Below are 19793 nucleotides of genomic sequence, written 5' to 3'. Positions count from 1 at the left end.
GAGCCGCACAAACTCAAGGAGCGCATCGTGACCGCAACGTATACCTTCGACGTCTTCTCCACCCTCGACGGCTTCGGCGCCCCCGGCGGCGGCGACTGGGGTGGCTACTGGGGCAAGCAGGGACCTGAGCTGCTGGACGAACGGCTCGCGCAGTTCAGCCAGCAGCAGCGGATGGTCTTCGGGGCCGGCACGTTCCGGATGTTCGCGGGGTTCTTCGCCACGCTGCCGAAGGACTCCGAGCTGTACGACCCCTGGGTCAGCCGGATGATCGAGCTGCCGGCGACCGTGGTGTCGAACACGCTGACCGAACCGCTCGACTGGGCAGACGGTACAGTTGCCTCGGGCAACGCCGTCGACATCGTTGCCCGGCTCAAGGAAGAGTCCGAGGTCCCGCTGCGCTCGCACGGCAGCATCGCACTGAACCGCACGCTGCTGGCAGCCGGCCTGGTGGACCGAGTGCAGGTCACGGTCTTCCCGGTGATCAACGCGAAGACCGGCGCGAACCCGATCTTCCAGGGCACAGACGACTTCGACCTCGAACTACTGGACGCCCGCACCCTCGACGGCCACACCCAGCAACTCACGTATCGCCCAACCCTCCACATCGCAAAGTAGCCAGCTCACTACTGATGGTGGAGGCACCGCACGACTCGGTCCGTCCGCCGCTGCCGCCAGCCCACTCGGCCGGCAGCCGGCGGACCGACCAAGGCGATCGTCACTCACCGATCTTCTTGGACCGCAGAACGATCTTGGTGTCCGTAGGCACCCGAGTACCACCCTTTGGCTCCTGCGTCACAACGACCCAGTTGCGATCATTGATCAGCAACCGCCCCTGCCCCGTCGCATCCTGCTCGGTCAGGTAATAGAACCCGGCCGCCTGCATAGTGTCCTGCGCCAGCTGATGATTCAGCCCCACCACATTAGGCACGACACCAACCCGCGGCTGCTCAACCGACCGCGAACTTGGCGGCGCACTAGAAGTCGCCGTCGCCGTGGGGGTGCTCGTCACCGTGGCTGTGGTGGTCGCCGTAGCGGTCGTCGTCACCGTCGCCTTCGAAGCGGACGTCCCGCCACCCCCACAGGCACCCACCAACGAGACCGCGACCCCGACGGCGCCGATCCTGAACCACATCCGAACCACCAAGACTCACCCCGAAGTGACGACGATCACCTCCTGTGAGCATGACGCCCCACCCCGTCACCCGCAACCGCCACGCGCCGAACCGTCCCTCAACGCAAAACGAAGGCCCGGACCTGTTGGTCCGGGCCTTCTGTGGTAGTCCTTGCTGGTCTCCAGATCAACCCCGCCCATACGGTCCCGCCATCTTCCGATCGCGGTGTCACAACACCTCGTCCTGAGCGTCGTCGACGTATCACCCAACCACTCCGCGATGAGGTCGTCCGGCGCTACACATCCGAGAACCAGACCGCTCTAGAGATCTCGGAGGAGTGCGCACTAGGCAAGTCGACCGTCCTCAGGATCCTCAAGGCCGCCGAGGTTCCAATGCGGCGGCAGGGTGAGAAACGCCTGTGACGATTCGAGCTTCTGGTCCTCTCACACTGCACTGACAGACGACGATTGGGATCAGCTAGTTCGATGGAGCACCGATGATGAGCCCAGCAATTTCCTCAGCGATCTCATCAACCGTGTATTGCGACGTGCTGCGGGCGATCTTGTCCACAAGCGACGGCGCTTGGGCCATGACTTCGTCCTTGGTGATTTCATGCCAGATCGGCAGCATCTGTTGTTGCCCGGACACCGCACGGCTGACGATGCCGTCGAGTTCGTACTGCGGCCAGCCCTTCGCGAAGAAGCTTCTGGACATCACCACGATGGCGAACCGGCTGCGCGCCAGACCGCCGTCGATCTTCCGACGAAGGCTGTCACCGATGCGCAGTTCGTAGTCGTCGAGCCAGACCGACACTCCGGCGTCCCTGAGAGCGTCGGCCAGTGGTCGAGCGACCGCGGCTTTGTCTTCACTGGCATGCGAGATGAAGACATCACGAACCTCGCTGTCCGCGGCAACGGCCGGCGGCTCGTTCATCGCGATTTCCGACAGTGATCCGCCAGATAGGCTCTGCCTGGCAGTCGGCAGAGGCCCCGGGAGTACGCGAACGCCTGCCCGCGCTGAACCACGAAGCCCCATCATGTCGACAGTCACATACCAGTGACCGCTACTCGGGACTGCCATCCTGTGCGGTGACTTTTTCACGAGCCCTCCGGCGTAACGGTGACGTCGGCCCGCCTTGAAGGCGTTGAGGTTCGAGCGGTCCATCAACCGGACATTCGCGGCACTACCTTTCAGCGTCACCTCGACGATCTGACCGCGCTTCAAGTTCGATAGATCAAATACTTGGATATCCCCGCTGGCCATACCGGTCTCCTACTCTTGCTCGCTTGGTAGATCGCTCATAGCTGCCCGCAGTTTGTCGGCCAGCGTGTCCGTCTCACTGACGGGAAGCTCAGGTACGTTGCCCCACTCGGTGCGTCCGCCGGGCAGCGTGCCAGCCACGTGGAAGTGAACATGGCTGATCGACTGTCCCGCAGGCACGCCGTTGTTCTGCCATACAGCGATGCCGGGTCGCCCCTCGGCTCGGTCGATCGCACGAGCTGCCTCGCGAACAGCGACCATAACCGCGCCTGACTCGTCGTCGCTTAGATCGAGGATCGTCTCAACGTGGCGGACGGGGATCACCAAGAGATGCGCGATGCCACGTTGCTCACGTGTCACCAGCGTGGCCGTCACGTCATCCCGGCTCAAGACGGTGTAGGGCCGTATCCCGTTGAGGTAGGCGCAAAACGCGCACGAACCGTCATCGGGTAGTTGGATCGAGTCCGTCATCATGAAGCCCTCAGCGACATGAGAAACGCCTGAATCTCCAGACGATCGAGACGGTCGTACTGCGCCGGCTGCACGACGATCTTGAGCTCCTCGCAGACGCGCTCACGGCGACAGGCAAACATGAACGACAAGATGATGAACCGGATCGAGTCCTGAGCGGGCAGGATCTGCGACAGTCTCGCGAGGCCGCCGCCGATCACTGGCACAGCCACTGTTCCGCCGTTGGCATGATCGGTTACCTCACGCCAGAGTTGATCGAGCCCTCGCCAGACATTCTCGATCGAGCTCCGAGCGACGTTCTTCTTGTCCATCTCCGAGTACGCCACGCAGAAGATCCGGCGGGCGGCATGATCCAGCACAGCGACCGTCCCGACCTCATAGACCTTCGTCTTGCCAGGCTTTGTGATAGTGCCGATAGGCGTTGCGCCACTAAGCGCCTGGTCGAGGTTGGCGTCCAGCCGTCTCGTGTCGCCACCGTAGATCTTCTCGACAAACTGAGCCTGGAGACTAGTCCGCTCGACGATCCGCGGCGGCTCCGTGTCGAACGTCGTCTGCATCCCGATCACCAGATGGTCGGCATCCTGATCAAGGATGTTGCCGCGCACGAGTCTGATCTTCACATTCGGCGTCTCGTACTGCTCCTCAATCGGCCGTGGCCATGACCGCCACGCCGCATAGATCAGCGCGAGCATGACCGTGGCGATCGTCAGCCATGTTCCGACGCCTCCGGCCACATCAGGGAAGAAGACATCATAGAGGCCAGCGAAAACCGCGATCAGACCAATAGCCGATAGAGCATGGACAGCGAAGTGCCGCCAGAAGCGCTGGCGCTTCAAATCATGATGCAGCGCCTGATTCACAGGCCGAGCTTCTCGTAAATGTGCGGTTCATAGTAGTGCGGTCCCGACTTATCGCTTCCAGCGAACTGCGCGGCATAGCCGTCGAGCGCATACTTGATGATCGCTGGCTGGAACGACACCGACAAGGTGTAGTAGTCGGCATCAAGCAGCGGATCTGGGATGAAATCCTTATCGATGTTTCGATCCCCGTCGAGGTTCGCCACAACGACAGGAAGATCCAGGTTGATCATGGTCTTGACTTCGTATGCGAGAAACGAAGTCCCGTTGCCGCCCTTCTTCCTCGCCGAACTGCTGCCGAGGAGGACGAACTGCTTTGCGTTCTTCATACGCTCACGAAGTCGCGCCTTGATCGACTCATCGGTGCTCGTGTCGCGTGCCTCGTACAGGTCATGCGCATCAAAGAAGTCGAACTCGATGTGTTCACTGGCTCGCCAGGCCTTCATCAGGTAGTAGCGTTTGATGTCTTCGCTAGCGAAGGCGATGTATGTCTTGTTGCGGTAACTCACGGAATTTCCTCATTACTATTGTGGTAATTTTACCATTTCCACTGCAGAAACAGTAACAACATCCAAATGCACCTACCGACGCCATGTAAGTTGCCGCGGCGTGGCGTGGGCTGGCCGAGGTCGGCAGGCAGCCGGCCTCGGCCGAAACCTGACTACTCCTCGTTCCGAACGCCCTTGTGCTGGTGCTGGCTGCCGTTGAGGATGCGTCCCGTGGCGGTGTCGCGCTTGAACCAGGTCTTGCCCACCTTGAACTCGCTCCGCCCCTTGACCGCACCGATTCGATGCCCCTTGCCGGTGTTCTTGGCCACTACCTTCACCTCCTGCCCGGAGGTCGCCTCAACATGTCGCCGAGGCGATCCCTCACTAGGTAGTCGAGACAGCCCGCCAAGGTGTTAGGGCCGGCATTCCTCGCACAGGCCGTCGACCAGCAAGTGCGGCAGGAAGCTCTGGAAGCAATCGCCGCCACACGGCACCTCGCGGGCGGCTCGACGCTCACACTTGCACCTGCCGCACGTAGGGCAATATGGCTGGTTGCATGTAGAGCAGGGATACCCCCTGGTCGAGACTGACACGCCGCAACAGTGCACAGTCAGCTCCGGCCGTGAGTCGAACTCTCGAGGCCGATCGATGTGCAGCTTCTCGGCTGCCCACACATCGATGTCGGAGAAGATTGCGATGATCCGGGGTCCGTCCACGATGGCGTCGATGTAGAAGTCAGCCGAACTGTCCCACGGCATGCGCCAAAAGCTCTTGCGTGTCATCGAACTCGGCTGGGTGACGCCGAACGGATGGCCGGGTGGAACATCTTGTCCGGGCCACGGGTATACCGCCGGCCATCCGTGCTCGGGATCTGGACTGACACTCGCGACGGTCACTTTGCCTGAAGCACGATCGATGATGACGACCGCACCAAGTCCTGGCAGGCGCTTGGCGAGGGCAATGGCGCACACCGGGCGACTTGCCTCTGACACGGCGGACAGCTCGAGCACGTGCTGTGCACGTACTGGACCACCGTTGATAACTCTGCTCACCGCAGCATCGCTGAGCAGTAACTGCTGAGCGATCGCATCGCAGACAGCTTCCCGTGCGAAGTCCGAATCAGGTTGATCGCCGATCCAATCGACAGCTTCTTCAGACTCTGCGACCAACCAGTGCCCGAGCTCATGAGCCAGAGTGAAATTCTCGCGCTTACTATTGTCCGTCGGCGCATAGAGAATCACGCGATCATCGAGAAATGATGCGCCATCACACGATGCCCCTTTGAATCGCGTCATGAGATGGAAAGCCTCTTGAACCGTAAACCCTAATTCGCCTTCGAGTACTTGCCGCGGAGCGCTCGCGAAGCTCTCCCTGAGCCCGGCATCCAAACGATTCAGGGCGACGTCGACACATTCATTAAGGTTCATATCACTCTTCCCCCTCGATGGCGCTCACTAGCGCTTCGAGGTTAGCGAGGAGTTGCTCCTCGTTGGGATGATCGCCTCGATGCACCGCTACGTTAATTCGACTGATTAGCATCGACTCAGCCATTTCGCCCGACACCCCTCGGAGTCGAGCCCACCGTGCCTTGAGGTCTGCGAAGCGATCAGATTGCACGACAGCAGCGATGGTCTGGCTCTGAGACGTCGCTTCGCGCTTTGTCGTCAAGCGCTCGGTACTCGTTTTCGTCTCCTCGGCGATTGCCTTGATGAGCGCCGGAGGGACCTCGCCCGACGATCGCCCCTCCCAGTCAGCAACCTTCCTCTGGTTCACCTCCCATCCGCGATCGGCAAGTCGCTGTGTCAACTGACTGAGACTGAGTCCCGCCTTCATCCGAGCGCTTTTCAGCGCCTTCGGATTCAACGCCTGGTTTGGGTCCGGCACGAGGCCGAGCATCGCCGCGATTGGGTCGTCTTGAAGCGGGGGCGCGCCCTGGCCGGCCTCCCACAGAAGATCGGCCACCTCGACGAGATCCTTGATCTCGTCATCATTTGGAGTTGGAGCCAGCGGCTCCCCACTCACACGCTCGTCCAGTACGCGACGCAGCATCTCGTCACGCTCATCACTCATCTTCGCCCGCCTCCTCAGTGAGCTTGGCGCGCAACTTCTTCAGCGCCGTTGTCACAATCTGGCTCACCCGAGAGCGGCTGATCCCAAACTCGGTGGCGACCTCGGCCTGCGACCTGCCTCGTTCGATGTGTTCCTCCAGGATTCGTCGCTCACGTACGTCCAGAACGGCCCTGGCATCCCACAGTCGTGCACCGAGCCGCTGACGATCGATTTCTTCGGCAACTTCGTCCGCGAAGTCGCCGCCGCTCGGCAGCTCAGACAACTCAGACAGTTCAGGTCCCGAGTGCTGCACCGCCGCACTCTTCAGCCGATCGAGAGCCTTCCGCTTCGCAGCGGTCACCATGAACGCTTCCCAGTTTTTCACCTCGGCTAGAGGTGGCGACTGGATCATCGAGGTGATCGCGTCGGCAACCGCGTCTTCGGCTTGATCCGCCAGCCCGGCCTCCCGCAAGACCCGAGCCGCGACCTTGTACATGGCGTCCTTGTGCTTCTGGTAGAGCGCAGCCCACTCTGGACTGCCGCTCACCGAGCACGCCTCGTACTGCGGTGGAAGAGAACACCTACAAGCATCTCCACTTTGCCTCCGTCATACCCGCTTAGCCTCGGCAGCGTTCCCCTCCGGCTAGTAGTCGACGTAGCGGGCAAGGTGGTTAGCGAGCGGAGCCGTCGGACCTGTAGGGCGCGAACGCAGCCCGCGTGATAGCTGTCTGGAGTCAATGACTCGGTCCTGCGACAGGCGGCGCTAATGGCGAGTGGTAACTGCCTGAACCCCCGCATATGGGAGTTGGAGACGGCCGGCCCGTTGATGTCCGCCCGCTCGAGCGCCGGCGGCACGGCGTCCATTGGCTCCACGCCATAGGCGTATTTCGCGTTCCGATGACGCCGGTCGTGGACGACACGAGCGGGGTCCTGGCACCCCCTCCGCCGGGCGCCAAATGCCGTCACGCGACCGATGGGGAGCAAAATCTGGAACAGTGGGCTCGCAGTCCGCCCCTCGCGCTGGTGAACGAAGCGCAACGTGCGCTCAGGTCGTTCTGTCTCATCCAGCGGATGTCTGGCCGTCTGGGTCATCGGGCACCGTCCCGACGACGCGCAGACGCCTGATGGGTGCTGATCATCGTTCCTCTTCGGTGGTTGCACGGTTGCGCAAACCACCGGCGGAAGCGACCCAATCAGGCCAGTTCAGTTACGGCTCGGTAACTATCCCCGTACATATGTAACAGCACGTCTGACATGCTTTGCCTTACAGACATGCAGCTAGTACCGTCACCAGCGTCACGCTCAAATGACAAGTGAGGGCCCCTGATCGGATGCTTCCGGCCGGGGGCCTCTCGCATCTTCCGACGACGACTGTACAACAGGCGGCTAGACCAAAAACGGCAAGAACGACAGCGATGTAAGACTTCAAACGTATGCTCGAATGTTCCGTCTTGGTTTGTGAGCGGAATCACTTGGCGATGGCATCGTTGTCCTGAGCGTGAGAGCGTGATCACGCCAGTACCCATTCGCCACTTCGCGGCTGGTCCCGAGAAAAGGATCTTAACGCTCGCTGTTACTAAACTGTTACAAAGGGCAAGCTCCCGCAGACCCTCATGCCGTATTAACGAGAATCGATGCGTCCGGTTACGAACGGTGATTCTCGAGCGGGGTATCGCTGCCTACATCGGTTGGATTCCGTCGGGTGTTACAGATGGACGTCGGCGCATCTCCGACTGGTGCAACATCTTCTTGCAAGATCAGCGGACCTACAGGCGCGGTCCGCCACCGGCTGGGCTAGAGACGTGCGAGGTGAGCGACACCCGTCTCCACGGGAGCCAATCGCGACCAGGCTGCGCTGTGCGAAATGTCCACCTGAGTCGACCACGACCTATACCGTCATGGTCCGCGGCAAGCCCGTGGCTACGACTCGATGATGTCTAGTAGAGGCAGATTGTCGACGATCTTCATCGTCTCGACACTCACTGTCACAATGCGTTTCAACAGATCAAGTATGTAGCGTGGATCGCCCTGCTCGATCGCCCAGTCGTTCGGATCGTTCACGATGCCGGATGCCTTGTCGGTCCTTACCTGGTATCGGTCCATGAGCCACTCGATGGCTGACCGAGATCCAATCACATAGCGATGCGCCTCGTCCGGGATGCCGGCTACAGTCACCCGGGAGTTGTAGATAACTCGAGATCGATCCCTATCCTTAACGGACGCACCCCGCCCGAAGGTCATCTTCTGGACTCTGTAGAAGTCGCGGCTTGACGGCAACGCGCTGACGATTTCTTCGAGATCATAAGGCACCGCCGACTCGTATCTCATATGGAGATACGCCAGTTGCTTACCTGCGTCCGCGAATCGCTCAAAACCCTTCACCAACGGTATCCTGGGCAACATCTTCTTCAGATCCGCGTCAAACTCGGATCGGTAAGCCGGAGAATGCATCAGACCATACACGTAATAGAAGATGTCATCTTTGGAAACGGAGGGTCCGTACGCGGAGCGATACTCATCCAGAGCGAAGTCGGTGACATTATCGATCTTTCGGTAGCCAGATTCGTCTTCCGAACCTGAGAACAGATCGCCACCTTCCAGTATCGCTTCATAGGTGTACCGAGGGAAGAACTGCCCGCCGCTCCCCGCACCTGTGACGTGCAAGTCGGGCAGTTGGGCAGTCATCAGGACCGAGAACGGCACCGCCGATCCCATGCCGACAACATAGAAGCCGAAGTTCTGATGATTCACTGTCGGAAAAATAAGGCGCTGCCGCCCTTCGATATGATTCAAGCCCTTCTCGTAGTAAACATTTGTGCGCATGAAAGGTCGGTATGTAGCCTCACCGAAGGCGCTTTCGACGACTTCCAGCGGGGAACGGCGTTCGAAGCGCCGCTTAAGACTGTGTGTCCAGCTAATCCTCGTTGCATCGAGGTCGATCTCCTTACCGGCGGACAGATCCTTGTTGAAGGCCGCCACCGTGCGGGCTATGTTTCCACGCAAGGCAGGAGCGGAGAAGTTATACACCCAAGCGTCTCTGCCTGTTTCGAGGCCCCGAGAATAAACAGCGAAGACGGACGCGCGCCCAGTCAGCTTGTCGCCAATCGGCGTGAATCTATCAAAATCACCACGGCGCTGATTGATCCAGTCGCCATGCTCATTTGGCGTGAGCTCGGTCCACTCAATAGTCTCCAGGTCGCCGGCGCCGACGATCGAAAGTTTTTCTTCCTTTGAGAAATAGTCGCCGATATCGCGATAGTACAATGCTGCTGGTTCAGAGGCGTCTTTCTTGCCAGTCTTCACCAGCACCAAGATGGCGACCGTGGTTCGGCTCCCTTGGCCGAAGACGTTGTCTTTCTCTTTACGCCGCTGTTCGCCGACCGTGCGAGCGTTGCCACGCAGGTTGTAGACGTAGACCGTATCGAACTCGTTAACGAGGCATCGCCGGACCCCGTCGAGTACATTCGAGTCTATATACCCGCCGTTTGATACGTAAGCAACGATACCCTGATCACCGACGCGATCAGCAGCCCAACGAATCGCCCGAATATACGAGTCGTACACGGCGTTATTGCCGCCACGATTTCGGCCCGCCCCGAAGCTTGCCGCTATTCGAGAATCTAGGGTTGGATACTTCAGATTCAGATTGTCATCGTTAGCACTGGCCTGGCCAACAGAATATGGTGGATTACTAAGGATGACCCGAATATCCGTCGCCTTCTGGAGGACGACGCGATCGTTGTTCTTGACGAATACTGCCTGATCGAGAGTGTCGTCATCCTCATGCATCTGGAAAGTGTCAGTCAATACAATGCCCTCGAAAGGTGCATACCTGGCAGAGCCCTCATCACGCATGCCGTGAAACGCCGCCTCGATATTCACCGCGGCGACGTAGTACGCAAGCAGGCTTATTTCATTAGCATGCAACTCATTGACGTACTTGTGGAACAAATCTTCCGGCTTAATGAAACCGGACTGAAGCAACCGCACGATGAACGTTCCGGTCCCGGTGAACGGGTCAAGGACGTGCACGCCGGCGCCGGTGAGCGAGGTACCGAATTCAGTGGTGAGGACATGCTCGACGGCGCGGATGATGAAGTCTACAATTTCGACCGGCGTGTACACGATGCCGAGCGAGGCAGCAGCCTTTGGGAAGGCATGCTTGAAGAATTTTTCATATAGCTCGGTGATGATCTTCTGCTTGCCCTCACCGTTGTCGATGCCAGCAGCACGCATCCGGACGGAGGCATAGAACCGGTCAAGTGTCTCGGTCTCTTTGTCGATGCCCTGCTCGTCAAGTACATCGAGCATGTCCTGCATGACCAGAGAGACGGGGTTGTTCGCGGTGAAGTCGTAGCCTTCGAATAGCGCGTCGAAAACCGGCTTAGTAATGATGTGCTGGGCAAGCATCTCGATTGCGTTGTCGCGCGAAATGCTGTCATTCAGGTTGGCTTTCAGGCCAGCATGGAACTTATCGAAGTGCCCGGCCACGTTCAGTTGCGGATCGTCAAGCAACGCCTTGATCCTCGTGATGTGACGCTCGGCAATGACCGCGATATCGGCAGCCCAATCCTCCCAGTATCGGCGGTCACCGACTTTGGTGACGATCTTGGCGTAGATCGCATCACGCCACTCGCTGGACCAACTCAGCGGTAGCTGCGGCTGGGTACTGTCATCTCCTGGCTTACCGTCCCTACCATCGCCGCCGGGTACGCCGATGACTTGGAGCTTGTCGTCTCGAGTCCGATTCAACTCGATCTTGTTCACCATCGCATTGAACCGGTCGTCATGGGCTCGGAGCGCCTGAAGGACCTGCCATACCACCCTGTACTTCTTGTTGTCTGCTAGCGCTTCCTCCGGAGACATGTCGGCGGGAACACCGATCGGCAGGATGACGTAGCCGTACTCCTTGCCCGGTGCCCTGCGCATGACTCGGCCCACGGACTGCACCACGTCTACGACTGAGTTGCGCGGGTTGAGGAAGAGGACGGCGTCGAGCGCCGGCACGTCGACGCCTTCTGAGAGGCAGCGGACGTTCGAGAGGATCCGACACAGGTTGGAACCTTCGGGCTGGTCAGCCTTCAGCCAATCCAGAAGCTTGTTCCGCTCGAGCACGTTGAAGGTACCGTCAACGTGCTGTGCCTCGCACATCAAGGGGTTCTCGTCGTCAGAGTCTGCTGCAAGCTTGTCGGTCACTTCCTCGAACATGCCGGCGACCTTCTTTGACGCCTTAATGTTCGTAGCGAAGGCGACGGCGCGGCGCATCGGTGTCCGCGATGCATGCAGGCGCCCCTGGTCGAGGTTCCGCTTCGACAGCCCATTCCAGCAACCCACAAGCTTCGCGGCGTCGTCGAGGTTGAGTTCGTGGTTGTCGTCTGCCAGCTGGGTCTGGAACTGAGCGGAGACAGCCTTCTCATCGACAGCCAGTACGAGGACCTTGTAGTCACTGAGCAGGCCTTGTTCGACTGCGTCGCCGAAACCGAGACGGTGGAACTCTGGGCCGTAGAGACCCTCGTCATCCATCGATGCGAGGACCGCGGTGTTCTCGGCGGCTTTGGTTTTGGAGCCTTCGTCATAGAGCCGCGGTGTCGCCGTCATATACAGCCGCCTGCGTCCCTTGAGGAACGACTGGTCGTGGACCCGGACGAACGCTGACTCGTCCTCGCCTGCCACAGTGACACCGGTTGTGCGGTGCGCCTCATCGCAGACGACCAGGTCAAACTCCGGCAGGCCTTTGCCCTGAGCATCGGCCACGGCGCCGATCGACTGGTACGTCGAAAAGATGACGGTCATCCGGTTCTCCGCCGACGAACGGCCCATGCGTTGCATGAGTTTCGCGGCGTTCGTCGTGGCCGGCTCAGCCAGATCGACAACACTCATGTCTTCGGTCTGCTTGCGACCAACTCTCGCGTCGGAGCAAACCGCGAACGGACGCAGGCTGACCGATGACTCCTGCATCCACTCGCGCAGTGTCTGTGATAGCAACGAGATCGACGGAACGAGGAACAGCACGGTCCCGTTTACGCCCACGAGGTCTTCGGCGATCTTGAGGCTCGTAAACGTTTTGCCGGTGCCGCAGGCCATGATCAGTTTGCCGCGATCCGACTGGTCGAAGCCGTCTCGCACCGCCGCAAGCGCCTTCGCCTGATGCGCCCGCAACAACTTGGGACCATGCGTGGGCATGATCGACGGAGTCGCGAGGGAGTATTGGCCCCAGTCGATCGTCGACTCCGACAGATATGAGATGTCGAGCCGCTGGGTCGGGATCTGTTGATCGACCAACGCCTCCTCGGCGTTCTTGGACCAGTTGTCGCTGGTCGAGACGACGATGCGCCGAGTAAAGCCGACCCTGCCGGAGGCAGTGAAGAACGAGTCGATGTGCGACTTCTGGATGTAGGTCTCGGGTGCGTAGAACTTGCACTGGATCGCCGTCAAGTCCCCGGTGTCGCGCTCTTTCGCCACGAGATCGATGCCGGTGTCCGGCCTGTTCTCCCGCCCGGGCCACTCGGACCACAACCACACGTCGCTGAACTGCTGAGCCCATTGCGGATCTGTGCGGAAGTAGCCCTGCATCAGCCGCTCGAACTTGTCTCCTTTGTCCCGTTCGTCGAGGGCGGAGCTACGAAGCTCGGCGAGGATGTCGTGGATCGAGGACGCCATGCGCAGCATCTTGCCTCAAAGAGGCGAGACGTGCAGGTAGCCAGCGGCTTGCGCGCGTCAGATCGGACTCAGCTCTACCCATATCAGGACCGCCGGCCGCCAACCAACTTGAGCTTCGGGCTCTGCGGTGAGGGCCCGCCGCCCTTGTCGCCATCAACTGCCATGGGGGTGAGCCCGAATACATGTCGCCGAAGCTCGTTATGGCTAACGTGAATGCTCTCCGCAATATCCGTCGGACCAACCCCGCGTTGCCTGAGGGACTTGAACACCTTTGCCAGCACCTGCGATGTCTCGGGCACGATCGCACCAGAGGGTTCCCCGCGACGGTACCCCATCTGCGAGAGACGCACACAGGCGTCGCGATAGCCCCATTCGGTCAGGAGATTCAACTCCGCGAGGCGATGCGTCAACGCCATCGCAGCAACCTTCCAATGTTGCTTGGCCCTCAGAATCTGGTCGATTCCCGCATTGTGAAGTCGCGACGCAAGGACGGCAGATCTCGGCATCAGGAAGGCTGCCGCGAACTGTTGAGCTTCCTGCTCAGCTTCCTTGCCATGAGGTACCTCGTCGCCACAATGAAGTACAAGGTGCCCTAACTCGTGAGCGGCATCAAAACGTCGCCGCTCGCCGGTCTTCTCTGTGTTCAGAATGACGAACGGAACGCCGTCAGTTCTGAAGCTGTATGCATCGACACTGGCCACGTCGCTCGCCAACGAGAAGACACGTACACCATGCGCTTCCAAAATATGGATTAGGTTGCCGACCGGAGCCTGGCCCAATCCCCAGCGTTCACGGACGACCGCGGCCGCACGATCGGGGTCGTACCCTTCGAGCGTTGGAACATCTGGGTCCGGCAGCCGAAATCGCGCGTCAATCCACCGAGCGAGATCGAGGGCAATCGCGCCAGCCGCCGTCGCGGAGTCGCGCTGCCGAGCGGTCATCTTGCTCAGCGCTCTGAAGCTAACGGCCTCGACAGGCACAAACTCCGCGTCTGGTGCCGTAAAGAACGATGCCGGTACGCCGAGGACCTCGCTCAGCGCCGCTACGTTGGTCTGCAACGGATCTGACAGGCCTTCTTCCCAGCGTGAGATCGTGCGTGGGTTGACCTCGATAGCTTGCCCGAGCGCAGTGGCCGACAAGCCACGGCGCTGGCGCGCGAGTCGAAGCCTCGAGGGGTTGAACTCCACGGCTGGCACGGTATCAAGCGCTTACTTTGCGGATCACTTCGGCTCGACAGGCACATCGATCGAGTCGTCATCACCGTCGTCGTAGTCGTCGACAGGCCCGCCTTCGTTGCTGTGAGGCGGCAGAATCAGCCGGACACGCCACGAGGTGATGAAGCCCTTGCTATTGATGTCAGCGGGTAGCGACAGCTCTGAGCGAACCTCTTCCTTGGTCGCATGCTGGAGGAGCATCCACGTCTCAAGCGCCGGATCTTCGAAGTCCCCCTCTGCCGGCTCAGGCTCGTTGCCGAAGAGCGCGAGCTGTGCGTTCTGTTTGACAGCTTCCGCCAGGCGCTCGCCTTTCGGCCACTTTGTCGTTGGATGCTTCCCCGCGATGTAGAAGGGCATACCAGTGCGCGAGCTGCCTGTCGAAGGCAAGATGGCTACCCGCCGTTCATAGTTCACAGCCCGCGAGAGCTGTCCGGCCTCGCTCGGAACGTAACCAAGCGGCACCAATGCCTCTCGTAGTGACGAGACGGTGTGGATCCATCGCACGCTGCCCGGCGCCGACGGTGGATAGAATCCGTCCACGTAGCTGCGACTTGCTGCTGCGGCGCGCGCGACCACCTCATCGCGGATCAGCTCCCCCTTGAAGCCGAACAGCTCCTCGATCCGTCGCTGCTGGCCTTCTGTAGCGAAGTTGGTCACGGCCTCACCCCTTCAACATGTCGGCTTTCCCGACCTCAGATGAGGTAATAAAAGCAGACATCCACGCCATTGCCAAGCTGGGCCGACGGTGTGTCGCCAGTACGCGCACACGTCGCTTCATGGCAGTGGGCAACACGACATAGGGTCGTCCTGTGAGTTCGCCCGAGTCATCCTCAGAGATCCCGCGGCCTTCTTCGGAAGGAGCGTGGGAAGTCCGTAGCGTCACACCGTTCTATGACAGCAAGTGGATCCAGCTCGCTCACGCCGACGTCCTCCTGCCGTCTGGCGAGCACAACCCGCGTCACCACGTCGTGAAGATGCCGGCTGCAGCCATGGCGGTGCTGCTCGATCCCGACCGCACGGCTGTGCTGATGAGCTGGCGTCATCGCTTTGTCTCCGATGTCTGGAACTGGGAGCTTCCCGGTGGCCTGGTCGACGAGGGCGAATCGCCGGCGGAGACGATCGCACGCGAACTGGTCGAGGAGACCGGCTATCAGGCGGGATCCATCAAGCATCTTGTCAGCTTCGAGCCGATGATCGGCATGGTGACCTCACCGCATCACGTGTACTTGGCGACTGACATCCGTCACGTCGGTGATCCCACCGAACTCAACGAGGGGCGCTTCCAATGGGTGCCGCTCGCCCAGGTACCGGCCCTCGTCGCCAAGGGTGATATCCGCAACTCGGGCACCCTGGTCGGCCTGCTTCACTACCTAGCGTTGGGCGGTGACGCTCAGGGCGCGTAGCCGGTTCTGCTGGCGGCGCGAACCATACCGGTCAGCCATTTGCGTAGCTGTCCGGAGATGCGTCGCCGCCTCGGCGGCATGGCCAGTGACCTGGTAGGCGTGCGCCAGGTCGACGTAGAGCCCGGTGGCCGCTCGCACCGAGTCGCGAGCGGTGGCCAGGGCCGCGGTCAGATCTTGGATGGCCTCGCTCTGACCGAGCCGCGCCAGGCAGTGCCCGCGCCACCGCCCCAGGTGGCCATCATCAAGCATCAAGAAGGGCAGCTCGGCTGCGCCGTCGTCGTCGAGTCGAGACTGCGCCCAGTCGAGTTGGCGCTCGGCATGAGTGCGGTCACCGGTCGCAGCCGCAGCTTCGGCCTCGGCAGCCGCCAGCCAGCTCAGCAGCAGCCGTGGTGCCTTCGTGCCGAGCTCGGTTCGGGACGACTGGATAAGGCTGAGCGCCAGGTGGTTCTGGTGGGCATCTAGCAAGACGTTGGCGCTCTGCGCCGTGACATGCGCCAACACCGCAGCGTTGCCTGATTCGCGGGCGGCAGTACGGGCGGTCTCATGGAGCTGCCAGGCGCGTTGCGTTTCCCCCTGATCGAGCGCCTGCCAGCCGGCCAGGCCGGCGGCCGCTGCCAGGGCAGCAGCCAACTCCGCACGCTGGCCACCCGCCGCGCGATCCAGTACGTCATGCATCTGCCGAACGTGCAGCTCGGTCTGCTGGATCAGTGCCGTCGTGCCAAGGCGGCGATCAAGCATGCGCAGATTCTGCGTCTGAGATTCGAACAACCCGACCAGCTCGCCATCAACGTGCAGCGAGGAGTCCGCCTCCCGGAGCGTCGCGATGCGCTCAGTCGCGTCGTCTGGCACAAAGCCGAGCACCTCATACGATGCCCGATAAATCGCGGCAAACGCCCGCCGGTAGACCTCAACCCCGACTGCCCGCTCGCCCCGCTCCCAGTAAGCGAACATCCGCTTCAGCGAGGCACCGGTCGGCGAGTGCTCACCCAGGTCTTGGACCGCCACGAATCGGCGCATCGCCTCAGCCTGCGTCAGGCCAGCGTTGAGACGCGCTTGACGCAGCGGCGCGACCGCGTCCGCTGTGCCGTCCCCCGTCACGTGATCTCTCCTAGCGTCCCATGGCTACACGTCGAGGTGCATGAGCTCGACTACTGCGCGGGCTAGCAAATCTGGCACATTCCCGTTCTGGGAGGAATACACAGATTCGCGAGCTTGCAAGCTGCTTTGGGGGTAGTATTGGGAAGGATATTCGCGACTTTGTCTCTCGGCTTCGAGGAACTGATCGTTGTCGAGCAGGTAGATCTCGGACGTCTCCCAACCATCTGCCAGGTGGTGGCTTCTCCGCCGCCTAACAATCCATGCCGGCTGGCCGTTAACTACGCACCGCCATTGCTCAACCTCAGCAGCGTGATCCTCCATGATCTCGCGGAAACGCGCAATCGCATCTCGATAATCCTCTCGCCTCTGGCGAAGGACTTCTTTCTCACGCGATCTAGCGTCCTTCTTTTCGCCCGCTTCCGCCTTGGCTTTATCGAGTGCATCGTCAAAGTTTGACATGGCTCTCTCTATTGCTCGAGCCGATAGAAGAGCTTGCCGTTCTGCGGCTCGACGCCAAACGTCTTGTAGAACGCCTGCGCACTCAGGTTGTCGCGGTCGGTCGTCCACTCGACCCGGCTGCAGTCGTGCTGGCGCGCGACGTCGAAGAGCGCTTCCATCAGGGAGCGGCCGATGCCGCGTCGTTGCTGCGCGTCTGAGACGTACAGCTCTTTGAGGTAGAGCGACCTTGTGAGTCCCGCCGCCGGCCAGAGGAACGAGTAGGCCGCGAAGCCAACCGCGGTGTCCTCATCAACGGCCAGCAGCGCCTTGGCGGCTGGCGTGTCACCGAACAGCGCATCCTGAAGCTGCCGACGGCGAATCTCCAGGTTGTCGAACTCTGTAGCCCCGTAGAACCGGTCCATCTCCTCAGTCAGCTTGAGCAGCTGGTCAATGTCGTCGGCGGTGGCTGGGCGCACCACAATCACAGAAGGTCGTCCTCTCGGGTCGGTCGAACAAGGTCGTGCAGCTCGCGCACGACGGGCAACTGCCGCTGCGTGGCGGACATCTCGCCGATGACTTCGCGAGCACGCCCGTCAATGATGCCGCGTCGTTGCTCATCGTCGAGGCCGAGCAGCGTCCCGGCGATTTCTTGGGCAGACGCTGTCACGTCGCCGTCAACGACGAAGCAGGCTGCACGGTCGAGACGCGTCATGGCGCGGTCGGTGTAGTCACCAGGAGCGCATAGCACCAGGGCACGTTCCTGGGCGGCGAAGGCTGCGGGCAGATCGCCGAGCCTGGTGTAAGCGCTGCCTGCGTGAAACGCCAGCTGGGCTTCGTTGTAGCCAAACGCCGACGCCAAGAGCGCGTCGCCGCTCAGGTGCGAGACCAGCTCCTCAGCCCGCCCCAGTGCAGCGGCGGTCGCCTGCCGATCGCCAACGACCGCGTGCGCGCGAGCTTCGAGGGCCGCGGCCAGCGGTGCGCCGACGCCGCCGGGTACGCTTGAGACCTCCTGCGCCCGCTGCGCAACGGCGATCGCCTCGTATAAATCGTTGCTGTAGAAGTGACCGTAGGCTTCCTGGGCGAGCATCCACGAGTGCGTCAGGGAGTCACCGGCCTCGGCTGACGCGACGCGAGCGGTCCGCGCCCAGCGCCGGAATGCCATGCGGTTATCGAGCTTGACGAGCGTCAGCAACATCAGTCCAGACATCTGCGCCACGACCCGCGTCAGCCGGCGCCGACCGACCGTTGACCGGCTCTCCGTCAGGGTGGCCTGCAACTGGCCAAGGTCGTCGCTCAGGTCGGCGAGCAACAGTGCCGCGGGGCGGTCACGCGTAGCGCGGCCGTAGCGCTCGGCAAGCTGCTCCCAGTCGTCGACGACAAACTCGCTCGGTGCGCCGTTGCTCAGCACGCGATCCAAGTCGCGGCGGAGCGTTTCCAGCCCGGCTGGTGACGGCTGTTGCATGAGGTCGGTCGATGGTGTCTCAAACCCCAGGCCTTCGGCCGACTGACCGTAAATCGCCACAAACGCCCGTCGGTACACGGGCACGCTCACCGCCCGCTGGCCGCTCTCCCAGTAGGCGAACATCCGCTTCAGGGAAGCGCCGGTCGGGCTCTGCTCGCCCTGGTCTAGGACAGCTGCCTCGAAGCGTCGCATGGCCGCTGCCTGCGTCCAGCCACGTTGGCGACGGGCGCGCAGCAATGGTGACTCGTGGCCGAGCCCGTCACCTTGACGAGTCACCTCTAGTCACCTCCCGTCACCTTCTGTACCGGTGCTGCTGTCGGTCAGCCTAAGCGGTGTGACAGACAAAGTCGTCGGAACGTCGCAGATCAGCACGTGGAAGGCAACAAAATGACCGCTCTCTTCATTCTGGCCGCCGTCCTCTATGTCTTCATTCTCCGGGACATTGCCAAGGAGGTGCGCGGCGAATGACGACGCTTGCCGATGTCCCGCCCCCAACCGCCCGCCGCGTCCGCGTCTGGTTCGGTGAGCACGTCATCGCGGACTACACCGCCGAGCCTGCGGATGCCATCCGGTACCAGGCAGGGATGACGCGGCGATTCGCCAGTCTGCGCATCACCATCGAGCCGGCTACTGCGGCGGTGGATGAAGATGTCACCGACTCGTGAACGGCCAGCACCGACGCGGCTGGTGGTCCCGGCTCTGGGAGCGGATTGTCGCAGCTTTCCGCCGCTGGATGGACGAGGATCGGTGACCGACTACACCCGGCCGCTGCTACTCGGCTACGCCCGGCGTGATCTGTACCTGTCAGATCGGCATGTCGAGGACCTGAAACGCGAGCTCGGAGCCTTCGCCCACGTCGAAGGCTTCGCCATGGGTTCGGTGTATGTCGAAGACCCCGACACCGCCCCAGCCGCATTCGAAGCGCTGGTGACCTCAGTCAACCGCTATCAGATCACGGCAGTGGTCTTGCCAGGGCTGCGGCACCTAGCCCTGGTCGGAGATCCGGCCGAGGTACGAGTGCGGTTCGAGCGGGTCACGGGAGCTCGCATCATGCTGCACGAGGTCACCCCATGAACTGGCGGAGTCGGTGGGGAGTCGTCGTCCTCAGCCCTCACGTGCAGAAGATCGCTGCACACCCATCGGCTCCGCCTCAAACGTCCCTGTCCGAGTAGCTCCCCGAGTCCCCTGTGACCCCTGACTCGGGCAGGGACCCCAAAGCCGGCTGGCACGGGACGCGAAAGCGAGTCCGTTCCGTGTCAGCCGCTCAAGCACCGAGGCCCG

The 19793-nt window shown here is 61.4% G+C and carries 21 protein-coding genes; 4 read left to right on the top strand and 17 right to left on the bottom strand.

Translation table 11 applies throughout. The annotated features are described in order from the left end of the window. Positions 1 to 27 precede the first annotated feature (27 nt). Positions 28 to 615 carry a dihydrofolate reductase family protein gene (locus AB0E69_RS23590; RefSeq protein ID WP_360149721.1) on the top strand — a complete coding sequence of 196 codons (588 nt, stop codon included), beginning with the start codon at positions 28 to 30 and terminating at the stop codon, positions 613 to 615. 100 nt (positions 616 to 715) lie between these two features. Here the strand turns inward: AB0E69_RS23590 and AB0E69_RS23585 are convergent, their stop codons facing one another. The 13 genes from AB0E69_RS23585 to AB0E69_RS23525 all read right to left on the bottom strand — a co-directional run bounded on the left by AB0E69_RS23585 (position 716) and on the right by AB0E69_RS23525 (position 14768). Continuing rightward, positions 716 to 928: a PASTA domain-containing protein gene (locus AB0E69_RS23585; protein ID WP_360149718.1), complete on the bottom strand. Its 213-nt coding sequence runs from the start codon at positions 926 to 928 to the stop codon at positions 716 to 718. Positions 929 to 974: 46 nt separating this feature from the next. After that, a complete protein-coding gene (locus AB0E69_RS23580; RefSeq protein WP_360149715.1) occupies positions 975 to 1130 on the bottom strand; it encodes a hypothetical protein in 156 nt (51 codons plus the stop codon). Positions 1131 to 1589: 459 nt separating this feature from the next. After that, positions 1590 to 2375, bottom strand: coding sequence for a DUF1883 domain-containing protein (locus AB0E69_RS23575; RefSeq protein WP_360149712.1), 786 nt, complete (start codon positions 2373 to 2375; stop codon positions 1590 to 1592). 9 nt (positions 2376 to 2384) lie between these two features. Next, positions 2385 to 2843 carry an HIT family protein gene (locus tag AB0E69_RS23570; RefSeq protein WP_360149709.1) on the bottom strand — a complete coding sequence of 153 codons (459 nt, stop codon included), beginning with the start codon at positions 2841 to 2843 and terminating at the stop codon, positions 2385 to 2387. Further along, on the bottom strand, positions 2843 to 3703 hold the full coding sequence (locus AB0E69_RS23565) for a macro domain-containing protein (protein WP_360149706.1): 861 nt from the start codon (positions 3701 to 3703) through the stop codon (positions 2843 to 2845). The genes AB0E69_RS23570 and AB0E69_RS23565 overlap by 1 nt, the downstream gene beginning before the upstream one ends. Next, entirely contained in the window at positions 3700 to 4209 is a 510-nt protein-coding gene (locus tag AB0E69_RS23560) for a TIR domain-containing protein (protein WP_360149703.1), read from the bottom strand. The genes AB0E69_RS23565 and AB0E69_RS23560 overlap by 4 nt, the downstream gene beginning before the upstream one ends. Positions 4210 to 4361: 152 nt before the next feature. Further along, positions 4362 to 4517, bottom strand: a complete 156-nt coding sequence (locus tag AB0E69_RS23555; RefSeq protein WP_360149700.1) for a hypothetical protein — start codon at positions 4515 to 4517, stop codon at positions 4362 to 4364. Between the two features lie 84 nt (positions 4518 to 4601). After that, positions 4602 to 5615 (bottom strand): ImmA/IrrE family metallo-endopeptidase, encoded by a 1014-nt coding sequence (locus AB0E69_RS23550; protein WP_360149697.1) that lies wholly within the window; start codon positions 5613 to 5615, stop codon positions 4602 to 4604. A gap of 1 nt (position 5616) precedes the next feature. Beyond that, complete coding sequence (locus AB0E69_RS23545) at positions 5617 to 6258, bottom strand: hypothetical protein (RefSeq protein WP_360149694.1); 642 nt, start codon at positions 6256 to 6258, stop codon at positions 5617 to 5619. After that, on the bottom strand, positions 6251 to 6784 hold the full coding sequence (locus AB0E69_RS23540) for a sigma-70 family RNA polymerase sigma factor (protein ID WP_360149691.1): 534 nt from the start codon (positions 6782 to 6784) through the stop codon (positions 6251 to 6253). The genes AB0E69_RS23545 and AB0E69_RS23540 overlap by 8 nt, the downstream gene beginning before the upstream one ends. A gap of 1373 nt (positions 6785 to 8157) precedes the next feature. Continuing rightward, positions 8158 to 12897, bottom strand: coding sequence for a type ISP restriction/modification enzyme (locus AB0E69_RS23535; protein ID WP_360149688.1), 4740 nt, complete (start codon positions 12895 to 12897; stop codon positions 8158 to 8160). Between the two features lie 83 nt (positions 12898 to 12980). Continuing rightward, complete coding sequence (locus tag AB0E69_RS23530) at positions 12981 to 14084, bottom strand: XRE family transcriptional regulator (RefSeq protein ID WP_360149685.1); 1104 nt, start codon at positions 14082 to 14084, stop codon at positions 12981 to 12983. 33 nt (positions 14085 to 14117) lie between these two features. Next, a complete protein-coding gene (locus AB0E69_RS23525; RefSeq protein WP_360149682.1) occupies positions 14118 to 14768 on the bottom strand; it encodes a hypothetical protein in 651 nt (216 codons plus the stop codon). Between the two features lie 152 nt (positions 14769 to 14920). Between AB0E69_RS23525 and AB0E69_RS23520 the strand changes: the two genes are divergently transcribed. Continuing rightward, a complete protein-coding gene (locus tag AB0E69_RS23520) occupies positions 14921 to 15514 on the top strand; it encodes an NUDIX hydrolase (RefSeq protein WP_360149679.1) in 594 nt (197 codons plus the stop codon). Here AB0E69_RS23520 and AB0E69_RS23515 read toward each other — a convergent pair. Genes AB0E69_RS23515 through AB0E69_RS23500 form a run of 4 tightly spaced genes read right to left on the bottom strand, consistent with a single transcriptional unit; the run spans position 15482 to position 18704 of the window. Continuing rightward, the gene (locus AB0E69_RS23515) at positions 15482 to 16612 is read right to left on the bottom strand and encodes a hypothetical protein (protein WP_360149677.1); all 1131 of its coding nucleotides are present in this window, start codon (positions 16610 to 16612) and stop codon (positions 15482 to 15484) included. The genes AB0E69_RS23520 and AB0E69_RS23515 overlap by 33 nt on opposite strands. A 24-nt stretch (positions 16613 to 16636) precedes the next feature. After that, a complete protein-coding gene (locus tag AB0E69_RS23510) occupies positions 16637 to 17071 on the bottom strand; it encodes a hypothetical protein (RefSeq protein ID WP_360149674.1) in 435 nt (144 codons plus the stop codon). Between the two features lie 8 nt (positions 17072 to 17079). After that, entirely contained in the window at positions 17080 to 17535 is a 456-nt protein-coding gene (locus AB0E69_RS23505; RefSeq protein WP_360149671.1) for a GNAT family N-acetyltransferase, read from the bottom strand. After that, positions 17532 to 18704, bottom strand: coding sequence for a hypothetical protein (locus AB0E69_RS23500; protein WP_360149668.1), 1173 nt, complete (start codon positions 18702 to 18704; stop codon positions 17532 to 17534). The genes AB0E69_RS23505 and AB0E69_RS23500 overlap by 4 nt, the downstream gene beginning before the upstream one ends. A 272-nt stretch (positions 18705 to 18976) precedes the next feature. Between AB0E69_RS23500 and AB0E69_RS23495 the strand changes: the two genes are divergently transcribed. Together AB0E69_RS23495 and AB0E69_RS23490 are read left to right on the top strand one after the other, a co-directional pair. Then, on the top strand, positions 18977 to 19177 hold the full coding sequence (locus AB0E69_RS23495; protein ID WP_360149665.1) for a hypothetical protein: 201 nt from the start codon (positions 18977 to 18979) through the stop codon (positions 19175 to 19177). 82 nt (positions 19178 to 19259) lie between these two features. Beyond that, positions 19260 to 19586, top strand: a complete 327-nt coding sequence (locus tag AB0E69_RS23490; protein WP_360149662.1) for a hypothetical protein — start codon at positions 19260 to 19262, stop codon at positions 19584 to 19586. Positions 19587 to 19793: the final 207 nt, after the last annotated feature.

This window comes from Kribbella sp. NPDC026611 (assembly GCF_040638345.1).
In the GTDB taxonomy this organism is placed as follows: Bacteria; Actinomycetota; Actinomycetes; order Propionibacteriales; family Kribbellaceae; genus Kribbella.
The sequence above is the reverse complement of the archived record's forward strand: the minus strand, read 5'-3'. Positions and strand labels throughout refer to the sequence as shown.